Below are 16,338 nucleotides of genomic sequence, written 5' to 3'. Positions count from 1 at the left end.
AATTTTGGAGGTAGGTTTATGAATATAGCAGCTTTTTTTGATATTGATGGAACTTTATATAGAGAAGGACTTATTACGGAAGTATTTAAAAAGTTAGTAAAATACGAAATAATTGAAGGAAAAAGGTGGTATAATGAAGTTAGACCTAAATACATTAAATGGGATAAAAGACAAGGGAATTATGATGATTATCTTTTAAAAATAGCAGACATATATACAGAAGCTATAAAAGGACTTCATAAATCTCAAGTAGAATTTATAGCTAAAAAGGTAGTGAAACAAAAAGGTGATAGAGTATATACTTTTACTAGAGATAGGATAAAATGGCACAAGCAACAGGGACACAAATTAATAACTATATCAGGAAGCCCTTATGAATTAGTAAGAGAAATGGCACAAAAATATGGATTTAATGATTTTAAGGGTGCAAAATATTTGTTAAATGAAGATAATATATATACAGGAGAAGTAATGCCTATGTGGGATAGTAAAAGTAAGAGAATGGCCATATTAGAAATGGTAGAAAAATATAATATAGATTTAAATAAAAGTTATGCTTATGGAGATACTTCTGGAGATTTTTCTATGTTTAAAATGGTTAGTAACCCTGTTTGTGTTAATCCTACAAGGGAACTTATAGGTAAAGTTGTAGAAGATAAATGTATGAAAGAGAGAATAAAAATTACAGTAGAGAGAAAAGATGTAGTTTATAATTTAAAGCCAGAATATGTAGATTTATTATAAGTATATTAACAATTATATAGTTAGAAAGAGTGATAAGGTGATAGTTAGAAAAAATGAGATAACTTTAGGTGAGTTTGAAGATAGATATGCTTTGACAATAGATGGTAATAAGGACTTGTATAAGAAAGCTATATTTTTTGATTTAGAACATTATGTATATAAAAAACCAATTTGTATTGGTGTATTTGGATGTTGTTATTATGATGTTAATAAAAACAATATAAAAGTTACTCAATATATGATAGAAAATAAGAAAGATGTAAAATCAATATTGTTATTAGCTAAAAAATATTTTAAAAATATTCATAGAGAAAAAAATAAAAAATATATAATAACATTTTCCGGAAATAATGATTTTACTGTTATAAATTATTTATTTGATAGATATAATATCAATTTTGATATAAATGAATATTTTTTGAAAGTAGATTTGCAAAGAGAATACGAAAAAGAAAAGAAAACGTCTATAGGACTTAAAAATTTAGAAAAGTGTTTTAATATAATAAGGGATGAAAAAGAAATAATAAGTGGTCAAAATTTAGCTAAAACTTTTGCTAAAATTGTAAAAGATGAGGATTACATAAAAAGAATGCCCCAGGAAAAAAAAGAAAAAATACTTTTATATAATGAACAAGATGTAGTAAGTTTGTTTCATATATATGTTAATTGGAATGAAAAGCTTAATTAATAGTTTATAAAAAATAAATTTTTTTATTTTAACTTAGTATATAGGGCATTAACTGTAATATATAATATTTATTATATATTTAATATAGAATAAAACTCATCAAAAGTTAGATAATGTGTATTACTTAAACATACAAAATTATGAACTATAAATTCTGCTATCTGTTTTGAAGAAATTGTTGAGTTTATAGTTCCTCTTTCTTTTTCATAATCTATAAATTTTTCAATTTCACTATATACCTTAGAATGGCTTTTACAGTTTCTTTTGCCTTTTCTCATAGATAATTCATAAAAAGTCGACATATAATTACTTATGAATTTATCCAATTCAATGTATAATGCCCTAAGTTTTTCTTTTAAGCTTTTAGGAGAAGTCTTAATCTTGTCTATGACTTTTATGGATTTATTCCAATCAGATATAAAAATTTGTCTTGCTAGATCTTCTTTACTTGAAAAATAATTATAAAAGGTGCCAGTGGCTATATTACAATTCTTGCAAATTTCTCTTATATTTAATTTATCGTATCCTTTTTTTATAAGAACCTTTTTTCCTTCACACAATATATTTTCTTGTACATTTTTGATTAGTTTTGGCATATATACATACTCCTTATATGGATTTTTATTCATATTATAATACTTATGTAATTTTAAATCAATATTTGTAAATGTTTTTATAGGTTTGAAATAATGTGATATACTAATTTTAGTGTATTTTATATAGAAAGGAATAATATAATGTTTACTCCAATAAAAAGCTACAAGGTATATGAACAAGTTATTAATCAAATAAAAAAAATGATTATATTAGGAAAGTTAAAAAAAGGAGATAAGTTGCCTTCAGAAAGAGAATTAGTAGAACAGTTAAAAGTAAGTAGAACTTCTATAAGAGAGGCTTTTAGGGCTTTGGAAATAATAGGATTATTAGAATGTAGGCAAGGAGAAGGAAATTTTATAAAAGAAAATTTTGAAAATACTTTTTTTGAACCTTTATCAATAATATTTATGCTACAAAAAAGCAATCCTAAAGATATAATAGAAATTAGAAGAATAATAGAAGTAGGAGCTGCATCGTTAGCAGCACAAAGAATTACAGAAGAAGAAGTAAAAGATTTAGGCGAATTAATATATAAAATTAAGAATTCTTCTGACGAGGATTTAAATGTAGATTTAGACAAGATTTTTCATTATAAAGTAGCTCAAGCTTCAAAAAATTTTATATTATTAAACATAATAAACTCTTGTTCTAGTCTGATAAATACTATAATAAAAGATGCAAGAAAGAAAATATTAATGAATGAAGAAAATAAATATAAACTCATAAATCAACACGAACAAATTTATAATGCACTTAAAGAAGGTAATTCTTTAAAAGCCTCTAAGCTTATGGAGGAACATATAGATTTAACGAATAAAGTTATGTTTTATAATTAGACTATTATTATTGTAAAAATCAAATACTTTATTAGATATTTGACTTTTAAATTTTTAATTAGGAGGCGCAATAATTATGATTTCTAAGTTATTAAACAAAGATATGATTAAAGATATGATTAAAGATATGATTATGGTAACAATAGGAGCTATTATAGCTGCGCTAGGAATAAATATGTTTCTTGTTCATGCTAATTTGTTAAGTGGTGGTCTTTCAGGAATAACACTTATGATTCAATATTTAACTGGATTTCCAGCAGGTTATTCTATTTTAATATTAAATATACCGTTATTCTTTTTAAGTTATAAAAAGGTAAATAAAAGATTTACATTTTTATCTTTTATAGGGACAATAGTTCTTTCAGTGGCTCTTATTCTTACTGAACCTCTTAAAAACTTTGTAGGAGTTAATGATATATTGTTATTAGGTATTTATGGAGGAGTGCTAAATGGCATAGGACTTGGTGTTATATTTAGTAATCATGGATCCAGTGGAGGATTGGATATAATTTCAGCTCTTATAAAAAAGAAATATGAAAATTTTGAGATTGGTACTATAACTTTTGTAGTTAATTTTTTAATAGTAGGTATTGCAGCAACTATATTTGGGTTAACTAGTGCATTATATACTTTAGTTTCCATGTATATAACTTCATATTTAATGGATAAAGTCATAAAAGGATTTAATAGACAAAAGCTTATACTTATAATTACAGAAAAAGAGGAAGAAGTAAGTGAAAGTATAATGAGTGGATTAAAAAGAGGAGTAACTTTTTTATATGCAAAAGGAGCATACAAAAAACAAGAGAAAAAGGTATTATACTGTGCTGTATCTTTAAAAGAAGTTCCAAAATTAAAATATATAATAAAGGAAATAGATGGTGAGGCTTTTATTTCTATATTGGATGCATCTGAAGTTGAGGGAAGAGGTTTTAAAAAAGGAATTTTTTAAGATAATAAATTAAAATTTTAAATATACATTTAATAAAAAAATAAATTTGATATATTTTAAAATTATTATGAGTTATTGAAAAAATTCACTGAAATTCACCAAGTTCCATAATATAAATAAGTTTTAAATGTGCCATAATAAAATTAAGAGGTGATATTATGAGTACATTTAAGTTTGTCGGAAAGTTAGCTTTAGTAAGTTTATTAATAACATCTTCCTGTAAAAATTATATGCATTATAATGAATATAACTATCAAAAGAGTGTTGATGTTATGCAAAATAATATAGAAGAAGATAACAAAAGTCATAAACAAAAAAGAGTGAAATTAAGGCCTGAAAAGGAAGTTTATAACTTAAATATTAAAAAATTATAAATGAAGAAATATAATTATATGAATATTGTATATTTTATATTATTTCACAAAATTAAATATTTATTTATATAAAAAATATAATTATGAAAAATATATAGCTATAAATAAAAAAGGAAAATTACCACTAAATAATAACAAATTTTTAAATTATTATTTGTGATTAATTTTCCTTTTTAAAGTTTTATTGAGCTTCTTTTAATTTTTCTATTCCAATTTTAATTCTTTTTATAGTTTCTTCTTTACCTAGTATATCAGCTATTTCAAAAGCACCGCCTGGAGTAAATTGTTTTCCTGATACGGCTGTTCTTATTGGCCATAGTACTATACCATTTTTTACTTCAAGTTCTTTAACTAAATTCATACAAATATCTTTTATGTTATCAAAAGTCCAATCATTTAAAGCTTCTAGTTTAGGTAAAACTTTTTCTAAGCTAGTTAAAGAATTTTCAAAATTAGTTTTCATTTTTTTATGTTTATACATTTCTATATTATAATCAGGAATTTCATTGAAGAAATCTACTTGTTCAGGAATTTCACTAAATACTTCTATTCTAGTATGTAATAATTCACTTATTTTCTTAAGATCTATATCCTTAGTAATAACTTCTTTGTAATAAGGTAATGCATAATCGTGGAATTCATCTAAAGATAATCTCTTAATATACTCTCCGTTCATCCATTTTAATTTAATTGTATCAAAAACAGCAGGTGATCTGTTTATATTTCTATAATCAAAAACTTCTACTAATTGTTCTAAAGAGAATATTTCATCATCTGTGCCAGGATTCCATCCAAGTAAAGAAATATAATTTAATACTGCATCTTTTAAATATCCTTTGTTTATTAAATCTTCGAAAGATGCATCGCCATTTCTCTTACTTAATTTATGTTGTTGATCTTTCATTATTGGTGGGCAGTGAACATATATAGGAATATCCCAACCGAAAGCTTCATACAATCTATTATATTTAGGAGAAGAAGATAAATATTCACTTCCACGAACAACATGAGTTATACCCATGATATGGTCATCAACTACATTAGCAAAGTTATATGTAGGAAGTCCATCGGATTTTATTAATATCATGTCATCTAATTCTGAGTTATCAACAGATATATCTCCATATATTTCATCATGGAAAGTAGTATTTCCGGTAGTTGGATTTTTTTGCCTTATAACATAAGGAATACCATTATCTAAATTTTTTTGAATTTCTTCTTCAGAAAGTTTAACACAATGTTTATCATATTTAAAAGGTCTTTTTAATGCTTCAGAGTTACTTCTTAACATATCTAGTCTTTCTTTAGTACAGAAGCAGTAATAAGCTTCTCCTTTTTTTATTAATTTTTTAGCATATTCAATGTATATATTTTTTCTTTCACTTTGTACGTAAGGACCTACAGGACCACCTATATCTGGACCTTCATCATGCTTTAGACCAGTTACTTTTAATGTATTATATATGATATCTGTAGCACCTTCTACTAATCTACCTTGATCTGTATCCTCAATTCTTAATATAAAATCACCATTTTCATGCTTTGCTATTAAATAAGCATATAAGGCAGTTCTTAAGTTACCAACATGCATATATCCTGTTGGACTTGGTGCAAATCTTGTTCTAACTTTGTTTGCCATATTTTTCACTCCTATTTTATTTAGTCTATTTTATAAATAAAACCTTTCATCAATAAGACGAAAGGTTAGAAAATTCTACATAAGTAAATTTTATATCAATGATTATTTAATGTCAATAGGAAAGCTAGGTGAATTGGTTTATTTATCAAGTTTTTAACTATTATAAATATTAAGTTATTTTATGAAAGTTAACTTAATAAGCTATAAAAAGTAAAAATATTACTCTAAAAATAAAATAAAAAGAAAACTAAAGGATTAGGGAGATATTTATAAATATATAAATAATATAATATATTTATAAACTTATAAATATATTGACATATAATCGTAATATTGTTATAAATAATATAGCACATATAATTAAATAGTACATATAATAACAAATATAATATTATGTTATATAACATAAATATAATTAAAGAAAAGAATTAGAATTATATTAGTTATTAAAAAAATAGTATAGGGGGAACTATAATGTCTATTAAGGTAGCTTTAAATGGTTTTGGAAGAATAGGGAGATCTGTTTTAAGAATTGCTCAAGATAGTTTTGATGAAAATATTGAAATCGTTGCCATGAATGCTAGAGCAAATACTGAAACACTTGTACATTTGTTTAAATATGATTCTTGTTATGGAAGATTTAACGGTACTGCAGAAGTTGCTGGGGAAGACAAGATGATAATAAATGGTAAGGAAATAAAGATATTTAGAGAAGCGGATCCTGCAAATCTTCCATGGAAAGAATTGGGTATAGATATAGTTATAGAATCTACGGGTAAATTTAAAGACAGAGAAGGGGCAATGAAACACATAGAAGCAGGAGCTAAAAAGGTTATAATTACATCCCCAGGAAAAAACGAGGATGTAACTATAGTAGTTGGGGTAAATGACGAAAAATATAATCCTGATAAGCATAATATTATATCTAACGCATCTTGTACTACTAATTGCTTAGCACCTTTTGCTAAAGTGTTAAATGATAAATTCAAAATAGTTAAAGGATTAATGACAACAATACATTCTTATACAAATGATCAAAGAATATTAGATAAAACTCATAAAGATTTAAGAAGGGCTAGAGCAGCAGCAGAATCTATAATACCTACAACTACAGGAGCAGCTAAAGCTGTTGCTAAGGTTTTACCAGATCTTGAAGGTAGATTAAATGGATTTGCAGTAAGAGTACCTACACCAACAGTATCCTTAACAGACTTAGTATGTGAAATTGAAAAGAAAGCAACAAAGGAAGAAATAAATAAGGCATTTAAAGATGCATCAGAGGGTTCAATGAAAGGAATATTGGGGTATTCAGAAGAACCTTTAGTATCAGTAGACTATAGGGGAGATGAAAGATCTTCAATAGTTGATGGATTGTCTACTATGGTTATAGGGGATAACCTAGTTAAAGTTGTTGCCTGGTATGATAATGAATGGGGTTATTCATGTAGAACAGTGGATTTAGTTAAATATGTATCTAAATTTATGAAGTAAAATAGATTATATTAAAATTTATATATTTTTTAATATAAAAGCTAAGTACCTCTTTTATAAATTTAATTATTTAAATTATTATATAAAGTTTATTATGCAGTTTAAATTAAGTTATATATATAATAATAGATATAGTATTAAAAAGGAATGGATTAATCCATTCCTTTTTTTATAATAGCCCTTATTAAAACAACAATATTATGTTTGGTTTTACATGAATATTTAAAAAATTTAATCAATATTTTTTTCTGCATATTAAATTTGGTTTCTCATAGAATAAATAATATGTTTTTAAATAAGGTAATACTGGGAGGAAATTTTATGATAAAAAATAAAGTTACAAGCTTTTTTAAAAAAAAGTTTGTGTTAAATTGTTATATAATTGCTATATTTGTATTATTTATGGCAGATATAGCTTATAAATTGGGAGTTAAAATAGGATATGCTTTAAATAATTTAGTACCTTAGTGTATTTTGTATTATAATTATTTTACAAGTGAAATCATATTCTAAATAAAAACTTTGGAGGAAGTTATATTATGGATAATAATATAAAGGAATTATTTAATAATATAAGTAAACATATTATGGAAGATGAGAAACCATCTAATTATTTAAATTATTTATATGAAAAAGGTGAGTTAGAAAGATATCCATTTAATATGATAAGTAGTTTAAAATCTATAGAACAATCTCCTAAATATCATCCAGAAGGTAGTGTTTGGAATCATATTATGTTGGTTTTAGATAATGCGGCTTTAAAGAAAAATAGATCTTGTGATATAAAAGTTTTTATGTGGGCAGTACTTTTACATGATATAGGGAAATCTACTACTACAAAGATTAGAAAAGGAAGAATAACATCATATAATCATGATATAGAGGGAGAAAAGTTAGCTAAAGAATTTTTAAGTAATTTTACACAAGATGAGGAGTTTATAAAAAGGGTAAGTATGCTTGTAAGATGGCATATGCAACCTTTGTATGTAAATAAAAATTTATCATTTAAAAATATAGAAAGTATGAAAAAAGAGGTTCCTATAAAAGAAGTAGCATTAATTTCTTTATGTGATAGACTTGGAAGGGGAGGCATGACAGAAGAAAAAATAAAAGAAGAAAAAGAAAATATTAGAAATTTTCTTTATAAGTGTAAAAGCTGTAATAAGTAAATTTGTACTAAAAAATAATAGGGGGATAATTAAATGGAGAATATAAAAACTATAATAAAAAACCAAAGAGAATTTTTTAGTAAGGGGAACACTAAAAATATAGAATTTAGAATAAAAGCATTAAAAGAATTAAAAAGTGCTATTAAAAATAATGAACAAAACATATTTATGGCTTTAAAAAAGGATTTAAATAAATCAGAATTTGAAACGTATTCAACAGAAATTGGAATAGTGTATGATGAAATAAATTTAGCTATAAAAAATATAAATAAATGGTCAAAGCCTAAAAGAGTAAAAACACCCATAACTAATTTTCTATCTTCTAGTTATATATATAAGGAGCCTTACGGTGTAGTTTTAATAATTTCCCCTTGGAATTATCCTTTCCAACTTTTAATGGCTCCATTAGTTGGAGCTATAGAAGCTGGTAATTGTGCTATATTGAAACCTTCAGAAATAGCAACAGAAACTGAAAAGGTTATAGTTAAAATAATAAAAGAAACTTTTGAACAAGGTTATATAAATGTAGTAACTGGAGGAGTAGAAATTAATACTATTTTATTAAAAGAAAAATTTGATTATATATTTTTTACAGGTGCTCCTAATATAGGTAAAATAGTTATGAAATCTGCTAGCGAAAATTTAACTCCCGTAACTTTAGAATTAGGAGGAAAAAGTCCATGTATTATAGATAGGGATGTAGACATTAAATTAGCAGCAAAGAGAATAACCTGGGGCAAATTCTTAAATGCTGGACAAACATGTGTAGCTCCAGATTATATTTTAATACATAAAGATGTAAAGAAAAAATTTGTAATTTATATGAAGGAATATATAAAAGAATTTTTTGGATCAGATCCTTCAAAAAGTTCAGATTATCCTAGAATAATAAATGAGAAACATTTTAAAAGGTTAGAAAATTATTTAAAAGAGGGAAGAATATTAATTGGGGGAAGAAGTGACATTAGAGACTTGTATATAGAACCAACTATTATAGATAGTGTGGATTGGAATAGTAAAATAATGCAGGAGGAAATATTTGGGCCTTTATTTCCTATAATGGAATATGAAGATTTAGATAATGTTATAAAAATTATAAATAAAAGACCTAAACCATTAGCGTTATATTTCTTCTCTAAAAATAAAGAAATACAAGATTTAGTAATTAATAGTGTTTCCTTTGGTGGAGGTTGTATAAATGATACAATAATGCATTTAGCTACTCCTCATCTTCCTTTTGGGGGAGTGGGAAATAGCGGAATGGGAGGTTATCATGGTGAGGAGAGTTTTAATACATTTTCTCATAAAAAAAGTGTACTTAAAAAGAGTAATATTATAGATGTAAAAGTAAGATATGCTCCCTATAAAGATAAAATAAAAATATTAAGAAAACTAATGAAGTAGATTTTTAGGAGGTAAATTTTAATCATATGAAAAAATTTAAAATTATAAGTTTAATTATAATATTAGTTATAATAGGCTTTAATTTATCTATACCAACTATAAGACATCATATGAATAGAATAGAAACACCATGGGGGGAAAAAATAAAGTCAGGTAATTTGTCTACAGATTATGATGTAGATAAAGCACTAGAAGATGTAGACAAATTAAGATTAAACACTTTAAATGTGCCTATTATAGTAAATATACAATCACTTAGCTCCAATGACATGACAATAGATGAAATAAGCAAAAATAAGGCTATAAAGCTTATAAAAATATTAAATAGAAAAGGGATAAATGTAATATTAGAGCCTTTTCCCTGGATAAAAAATGGAGAACTTTACGAGACACAATGGAATCCAGAAAATATAGATAAGTTTTTTTATAACTGGGAAAATAAAGTTATTAAAAAGCTTTTAAAAGAGGTTGCAATTCCTTATAATGTATACGCATTTAATGTAGCTTCAAACCTTATAAATATGGAATCCAAAGAGAATAGATGGTGTAATATAATAGATAATGTAAGAAAGGTGTATAAATATAAAGGATTGATTACATACAGAACTAATTGGTGGTATACTTCTAAAGAAGATGCTTTGTCCTATGAAAACTTTAATAAGAAATTAAACAATAAGTTATTTTCAAAATTAGATTTTATTTCTGTAGCAGCTTATTTTGAATTATCTGATAAAAAGACTAACAATATGGAATATATAAAAGAATGTATATATTCTTCTAAAGTTTACAATAGAAATCAAAATATTTATGGAGAATTAAAACAACTTAGCAAGAAGTGGAATAAACCTATTTTTTTTGGTGAGTTAGGCTTTCCACGAAGAGAGGGAGCGGCTATAAGTCCTTGGAATCCAGAACCTACTAATGTTCAAAGTGAAAAAGAACAAGCGGTTTGTTTTGAAGCTTACAATAAGGTCTTTAAAAAGGAAAAGTGGAATTTAGGATTTTCAGTATTTGCTATAGGAAATGATGATAAGGATAAGAATTATTATCCTGGAAAATCAAGTAGTACCATTATAAAAAATTGGTATGAAGAATAAAAAATAGGAGCAATAAATAATTGCTCCTATTTTTATATTAATTTAAATTTTGTTTTTTAGGCCTTTTGCTGCAGGTGGGTAGTATTTAGGATCAGAGAAGAAATCTTCTTTTAATTCTTTAACTTCTTTTCTCATAGCAATTACACCAATCATATTAGGTATAGCAACTAAAGCAAGTAGTATGTCAAGTAATGAGAATAAGAATTTAAGTTCACCTACAGCACCGTATATAATTGCAAGTAAGCATATAAATCTTATTACTTTTGCAAATTTTAAACCAAATAAAGCTTCAGCTTGTTTTTCACAATAGAAAACTATAACTATTATAGTTGATAAAACAAATAGTAATAAACTTATAGAAACTATAGTACCACCCACATTATTACCAAATACATGTTGGAAAGCCATAGATGGCATTGAAGCTGCTTCTCCGCTTGGAACTTTTTGCCATATTCCTGTAGTTATAACTACAAGAGCAGTTAGTGTACAGATAATTATAGTATCAACAAGAATTTCAAATACTCCCCAGAAAGCTTGACGAACTGGGTGATCTGTAACAGCAGCAGAGTGAGCTATAGGTGCACTACCCATACCTGCTTCGTTAGAATAAGTACCCCTAGCAGTACCCCATCTTAAAGTTTGAGCAATTGTTGCACCTCCAAAACCACCAGCAGCAGCTTGGGTACTGAAAGCTCCCTTAAATATAAGTGAAAAAGCATGAGGTAGTTTGTCTATATTAAACATAATAATTATTAGTGAACAAATGATGAAAACCAAAGCCATTATAGGAACTAATTTTTCGGTAACTTGACCGATTCTTTTAATTCCACCATATACAACTAAACCAACTAAAATCGTTACGATTATAGCTGTAACTAACTTAGGTAAACCTATAGTTTGAGCAGTTTGGCATACGGAGAGGGATTGAGTTGAAATAGAAGGAATAATTTCTAGCATAAAGCAGAAAGAACACATTGTAGCTAAGAATGGAGCTTTTAAACCTTTTTTTAAATAATATACAGGTCCTCCAACATATTCACCTTGTTCATTCTTTTCTCTATATTTTATTCCAAGAATTATTTCAGAAAATTTAGTAGCCTGTCCAAGAATTGCAACTATCCACATCCAGAAGATAGCACCAGGACCACCAAAAGCGATAGCGACAGGTACACCGATTATATTAGCAGCACCTACTGTAGAGGCAAGTGCAGAACACGCTGCTTGGAAAGGGGTAATAGTTCCTTCACCTTCTGCAGGTTTACTAAACATTTTACCAAAAGTTTGTTTCATAATATAAGGTAAGTATTTTATTTGGAAGAAATCCAAAGTAAAAGTAAGAATAATTCCTCCACCAACAAGTAATATAAGCATTGGTGGTCCCCAAATCCAGTTAGATATTTTACCTATAATTTCCATAAAAGATTCCATTAATGCTCCTCCTTTTAAAAAAAATAAACAATGATAATGATTACATTAATATGTTAAAATTATATCATATGTTAACAGAATTTTCAATATAAATAATTTCGAGAAATTTAAAATATTCTAATAAATGATTAGAAATAATACATTTTTCCATAAAATCCTACTAAATGCAGAGAATAAAAAAACAATAAAAATGAAATAAATTGTAAAAAATAAATAATTAGAAATAAGGATAATATTACTTGAAGAATTTTAAAATAAAATCTTTTGTTTTAAGTTTAACAAGATTAAAGATAACCATTTTAGGTTCAAAAATAAGTTGCGTTTGCAACTTTGTTATGTTATATTTTTATAGATACAGTAGAAGGAGGTCTAAAATTGGAGAAAAAATCAAAGTGTGCTGGTAAGTACATATCTATTTTATATAGAAGTGGAAGTGCTTATATAAATAAGAGATTGTCTGAATACAATATAGGCAGTGGCCAATATATATTTTTGTTATATTTATTTTTAAATAATGGCAAAACCCAAGAAGAAATTAGTAGAGATTTATATATAGATAAGGGTACTACTGCAAGAGCCATAAAAAAGTTAGAAAAAGAGGGATATATTTTAAAAAAAGTGGATGAAGTTGACAAAAGAATGCAACATATATATATTACTGAAAAAACTATAGATATTAAAATGGATATATATAAAATTCTACAAGATTGGAATAATATTATTTACGGAAATTTAAAAAAAGAGGAAAAAGAATTATTTTTAAATCTTTTAGAAAAAGTAGTATGCAATTGTCAGTTTAACAAAAATAGAAAGGAAGAGTAATTTTGGATAGACAAAAACAGTTAGAAACGGAAAAAGTACAAAAGTTATTAATTAAGTTTTCTATACCTGCAATAACAGGAATGCTAGTTAATGCATTTTATAATATTATAGATAGAGCTTATATAGGTCATATAAAGGGAGTAGGTTCTTTAGCTATAACAGGTGTTGGATTAACTTTACCTATAATGACTATAATTATGGCTTTTGGTATGCTTATAGGATTAGGTGCGGCTGCTATTATTTCTATAAAGCTTGGTCAACATAAAAAGGAAGATGCAGAAAAAATATTAGGAAATGCGTTTATATTATTATGTATAATAATGATTTTAATTACTATAATAGGTTTAATGTTTATAAATCCTATATTAAGATCTTTTGGATCTAGTGAGGTTACTTTTAATTTTGCTAAGGAATATATAACCATTATATTATTAGGTTCCATAACTAATGCTTTAGGTTTTGGATTAAATAATTGTATTAGAGCAGAAGGAAATCCTAAAATGGCTATGGTAACTATGCTTTTAGGTGCAATATTAAACTTAATTTTAGATCCTATATTTATTTTTACACTTAATATGGGGATAAAAGGAGCGGCTATAGCTACAGTAATATCTCAAACAGCTAATACTATTTGGGTTCTTAGGTATTTTACAGGCTCTAGAAGTAGTTTGAAGTTAAAAAAGGAAAACTTTAAGCTAGAAAAGAAAATATTTTTAGAAATTATATCTATAGGAATGGCGCCTTTTGCAGTACAGTTAGCAGCTAGTGTAGTTACAGTAATTTCTAATAATGCTCTTAAAGCTACCGGAGGAGATTTAGCTATTGGAGCTATGACCATTGTAAATAGTGTATCATTAGTATTCTTAATGCCTATATTTGGTATAAATCAAGGAGCTCAGCCTATAATTGGATATAACTATGGTGCTAAACAATATAAAAGAGTTAAGGAAACTCTTATAATTGCAATATGTAGTGCTACAGTAATTGTTACATTGGGATTTTGTATAATTAGAATTTTCCCAACATATATTATTAGAATATTTAATGGGGATGCTGAAATGATTAAAGTGGGAACTAATGGATTGAAAACATTCTTATGTATGTTGCCTATAATTGGATTCCAAATAGTTAGCTCAAATTATTTCCAAGCTATAGGAAAAGCTAAAATTGCTGTAGTTTTAAGCTTATTAAGGCAGGTTATAATACTTATACCTATGTTATTAATATTGCCTAAGATTTTTGGACTTAATGGTGTGTGGATGAGTGCACCTGTAGCAGATTTAGTTTCATCTATAGTTACAGCTGTATTCCTACTTAGAGAAATGAAAAAATTAGACAAAGCTCATAATGCTAGGGAAAAATAGATAGTTATTAACATGAATATAAAATATGAATTTTATTTTAAATGTAGTATAATAGAGTTAATGATTTGTTTACATTTTGGCTTTATGGGGGTGAACATGTGACTTTAAATAAAAAAATGGTTTGTATACTGTTTTTAATTTTAATGGTATTTGTAACAACCGTAACCTATGTTTGTAGTAGAAATATTGTTTCAAAAAATCTTATAGAAGATGGTAATATTTATATGAACAAAAGCCAATATAAAGAAGCTATAGCAATCTATAGAGAGGCACTGAAATATAATAAAAATAATAATACAGAAAATATGTTAAAATTAGCTGAAACTATGGAACGTTCTAAGACTGCATATAATAGAGGTATTATAAATTATAAAAAGAAAAATTATTTGGAAGCCATTAATTGTTTTCAAATGGTATTTAATAAAGATACAATAAGATATGAAAATTCTCAAAATAAGCTTAATGAATGTGTGAATAAGTATGTGGAAGAAAATATGGAACAAGCTCAAAAGTACATAAATGATTTAAATTTTAAAGAAGCTGAAAAGTATTTAAATAATATATTAAAGATAGATTCAGATAATGAAAAAGCTATACGATTAAAGAAAAAAATAATTTCATAGCTTATATTAATTATAAATAAATTAATTAATATAAGGAAAATATATAGATAAAAGCTGTGGTAGTGCCGTAGCTTTTATTTATATTTTTTAAATGAGGGATATATATGGAAAATTTAAGTAAATTTAATTGTATACGAAAATATGTAGAGGATTTGAAAAAAAATAATGAGTTTTTCCGTCATACTCTATCTTCTTATGAAGGTAAAAGTATAGATGCATTATATTATTATACTAAAATTACTGTTCTTGAAAACATATTTAAAAATAAGACATTATGGTTATCTAATAGTAAATATTTAAACGATAGTACAGAAATAAATTATACCAATACATTAATTTATAATATATGTAATGAGTTTTTAGATGAAAGTAATGATTTAGATAGGTTGTTTAAAAAAAATATAGATAAACTTTTAAATTTTATAGATAAGGAAATGGAAGATACTTATATATTATCACTTACAGAAAATAGAGATTCCTTGGCTTTATGGTCCAATTATTCTAATTATGATGGATATAATATAGGAACAAATTATGAAGTTTTTAAAGATATGTTCTTATCAAATAGATATGTATTAAAAGATAAAAACAATAAAGATAAAACTATATTTAAGGAAGAAGATTTTCTCTGTGATTTTGGAGCTGTTATATATGATGAAAAAATACAAAGAGAAATATTAATAGAGAGAATAATATTTTTATATAATTTATATAAGAAATATTATGATTTTATAGAGTGTAAAGAATTTAAACTATTAGTAAGTTATGTAATATATAATATAGCCTATATTTCAGCTTTTTTTAAAGATCCTGGTTTTGAACAGGAACAAGAATATAGGGTAGTTTTTAGGATTACTAATGAAAATATAAAAAATAAAGTAGTTAAACATAGAATTTGTAATAGAGTATTTATACCTTACATAGAAATAAGCTTTGAGGATATAGGTAATTACTTACATGAGAATAAGGGGTGTCTTAGAGTAACTATAGGTCCTAAGAATAACTTAGATATAGCAGAAATAGGCTTAACTTCTTTTTTAAATAGTGAAGGATACAAAAATTTTGATATATGTAAGTCAAAAATTCCATTAAGATATTAGTAGGGAGACG

General features: G+C 25.7%; 17 protein-coding genes. 14 read left to right on the top strand and 3 right to left on the bottom strand.

From position 1 onward, the window contains the following. Positions 1 to 18: 18 nt before the first annotated feature. Together BN1711_RS09455 and BN1711_RS09450 are read left to right on the top strand one after the other, a co-directional pair. Positions 19 to 744: an HAD-IB family hydrolase gene (locus BN1711_RS09455; RefSeq protein ID WP_050607909.1), complete on the top strand. Its 726-nt coding sequence runs from the start codon at positions 19 to 21 to the stop codon at positions 742 to 744. A gap of 58 nt (positions 745 to 802) precedes the next feature. Continuing rightward, on the top strand, positions 803 to 1,432 hold the full coding sequence (locus BN1711_RS09450) for a ribonuclease H-like domain-containing protein (protein ID WP_243128306.1): 630 nt from the start codon (positions 803 to 805) through the stop codon (positions 1,430 to 1,432). 71 nt (positions 1,433 to 1,503) lie between these two features. Here the strand turns inward: BN1711_RS09450 and BN1711_RS09445 are convergent, their stop codons facing one another. Further along, on the bottom strand, positions 1,504 to 2,028 hold the full coding sequence (locus BN1711_RS09445; RefSeq protein WP_050607907.1) for a TetR/AcrR family transcriptional regulator: 525 nt from the start codon (positions 2,026 to 2,028) through the stop codon (positions 1,504 to 1,506). Between the two features lie 141 nt (positions 2,029 to 2,169). On the opposite strand from BN1711_RS09445, the gene BN1711_RS09440 reads away from it, so the two are divergent. The 3 genes from BN1711_RS09440 to BN1711_RS09430 all read left to right on the top strand — a co-directional run bounded on the left by BN1711_RS09440 (position 2,170) and on the right by BN1711_RS09430 (position 4,191). Beyond that, a complete protein-coding gene (locus tag BN1711_RS09440; RefSeq protein ID WP_050607906.1) occupies positions 2,170 to 2,865 on the top strand; it encodes a FadR/GntR family transcriptional regulator in 696 nt (231 codons plus the stop codon). A gap of 76 nt (positions 2,866 to 2,941) precedes the next feature. After that, a complete protein-coding gene (locus BN1711_RS09435; RefSeq protein WP_050607905.1) occupies positions 2,942 to 3,817 on the top strand; it encodes a YitT family protein in 876 nt (291 codons plus the stop codon). 158 nt (positions 3,818 to 3,975) lie between these two features. Further along, on the top strand, positions 3,976 to 4,191 hold the full coding sequence (locus BN1711_RS09430) for a hypothetical protein (RefSeq protein ID WP_050607904.1): 216 nt from the start codon (positions 3,976 to 3,978) through the stop codon (positions 4,189 to 4,191). A 181-nt stretch (positions 4,192 to 4,372) separates the two neighbouring features. On the opposite strand, the gene gltX is transcribed toward BN1711_RS09430, so the two are convergent. Further along, entirely contained in the window at positions 4,373 to 5,830 is a 1,458-nt protein-coding gene (gene gltX / locus BN1711_RS09425) for a glutamate--tRNA ligase (RefSeq protein WP_050607903.1), read from the bottom strand. A gap of 474 nt (positions 5,831 to 6,304) precedes the next feature. On the opposite strand from gltX, the gene gap reads away from it, so the two are divergent. The 5 genes from gap to BN1711_RS09405 all read left to right on the top strand — a co-directional run bounded on the left by gap (position 6,305) and on the right by BN1711_RS09405 (position 10,991). After that, positions 6,305 to 7,321 (top strand): type I glyceraldehyde-3-phosphate dehydrogenase, encoded by a 1,017-nt coding sequence (gene gap / locus BN1711_RS09420; RefSeq protein ID WP_050607902.1) that lies wholly within the window; start codon positions 6,305 to 6,307, stop codon positions 7,319 to 7,321. Positions 7,322 to 7,642: 321 nt separating this feature from the next. Next, positions 7,643 to 7,789, top strand: coding sequence for a hypothetical protein (locus BN1711_RS12610; RefSeq protein ID WP_163249102.1), 147 nt, complete (start codon positions 7,643 to 7,645; stop codon positions 7,787 to 7,789). A 71-nt stretch (positions 7,790 to 7,860) separates the two neighbouring features. After that, positions 7,861 to 8,490, top strand: a complete 630-nt coding sequence (locus BN1711_RS09415; protein ID WP_050607901.1) for an HD domain-containing protein — start codon at positions 7,861 to 7,863, stop codon at positions 8,488 to 8,490. Between the two features lie 33 nt (positions 8,491 to 8,523). Next, positions 8,524 to 9,894: an aldehyde dehydrogenase gene (locus BN1711_RS09410; RefSeq protein ID WP_050607900.1), complete on the top strand. Its 1,371-nt coding sequence runs from the start codon at positions 8,524 to 8,526 to the stop codon at positions 9,892 to 9,894. Positions 9,895 to 9,920: 26 nt separating this feature from the next. Next, the gene (locus tag BN1711_RS09405; RefSeq protein ID WP_050607899.1) at positions 9,921 to 10,991 is read left to right on the top strand and encodes a glycoside hydrolase family 113; all 1,071 of its coding nucleotides are present in this window, start codon (positions 9,921 to 9,923) and stop codon (positions 10,989 to 10,991) included. A gap of 42 nt (positions 10,992 to 11,033) precedes the next feature. Here the strand turns inward: BN1711_RS09405 and BN1711_RS09400 are convergent, their stop codons facing one another. Continuing rightward, entirely contained in the window at positions 11,034 to 12,419 is a 1,386-nt protein-coding gene (locus tag BN1711_RS09400; RefSeq protein WP_050607898.1) for an alanine/glycine:cation symporter family protein, read from the bottom strand. A gap of 375 nt (positions 12,420 to 12,794) precedes the next feature. Between BN1711_RS09400 and BN1711_RS09395 the strand changes: the two genes are divergently transcribed. The 4 genes from BN1711_RS09395 (at position 12,795) to BN1711_RS09380 (ending at position 16,328) form a co-directional block, all read left to right on the top strand. Further along, on the top strand, positions 12,795 to 13,241 hold the full coding sequence (locus BN1711_RS09395; RefSeq protein WP_050607897.1) for a MarR family winged helix-turn-helix transcriptional regulator: 447 nt from the start codon (positions 12,795 to 12,797) through the stop codon (positions 13,239 to 13,241). A 2-nt stretch (positions 13,242 to 13,243) separates the two neighbouring features. Further along, a complete protein-coding gene (locus BN1711_RS09390; protein ID WP_050607896.1) occupies positions 13,244 to 14,605 on the top strand; it encodes an MATE family efflux transporter in 1,362 nt (453 codons plus the stop codon). 98 nt (positions 14,606 to 14,703) lie between these two features. After that, complete coding sequence (locus BN1711_RS09385) at positions 14,704 to 15,228, top strand: tetratricopeptide repeat protein (RefSeq protein WP_082174101.1); 525 nt, start codon at positions 14,704 to 14,706, stop codon at positions 15,226 to 15,228. 104 nt (positions 15,229 to 15,332) lie between these two features. After that, on the top strand, positions 15,333 to 16,328 hold the full coding sequence (locus BN1711_RS09380; RefSeq protein WP_082174100.1) for a DUF2971 domain-containing protein: 996 nt from the start codon (positions 15,333 to 15,335) through the stop codon (positions 16,326 to 16,328). Positions 16,329 to 16,338 lie beyond the last annotated feature (10 nt).

The organism is Clostridium niameyense, from assembly GCF_001243045.1.
In the GTDB taxonomy this organism is placed as follows: domain Bacteria; phylum Bacillota; class Clostridia; order Clostridiales; family Clostridiaceae; genus Clostridium_F; species Clostridium_F niameyense.
Note: the sequence above shows the minus strand (reverse complement) of the source record. Positions and strands in the feature narration are given on the sequence as shown.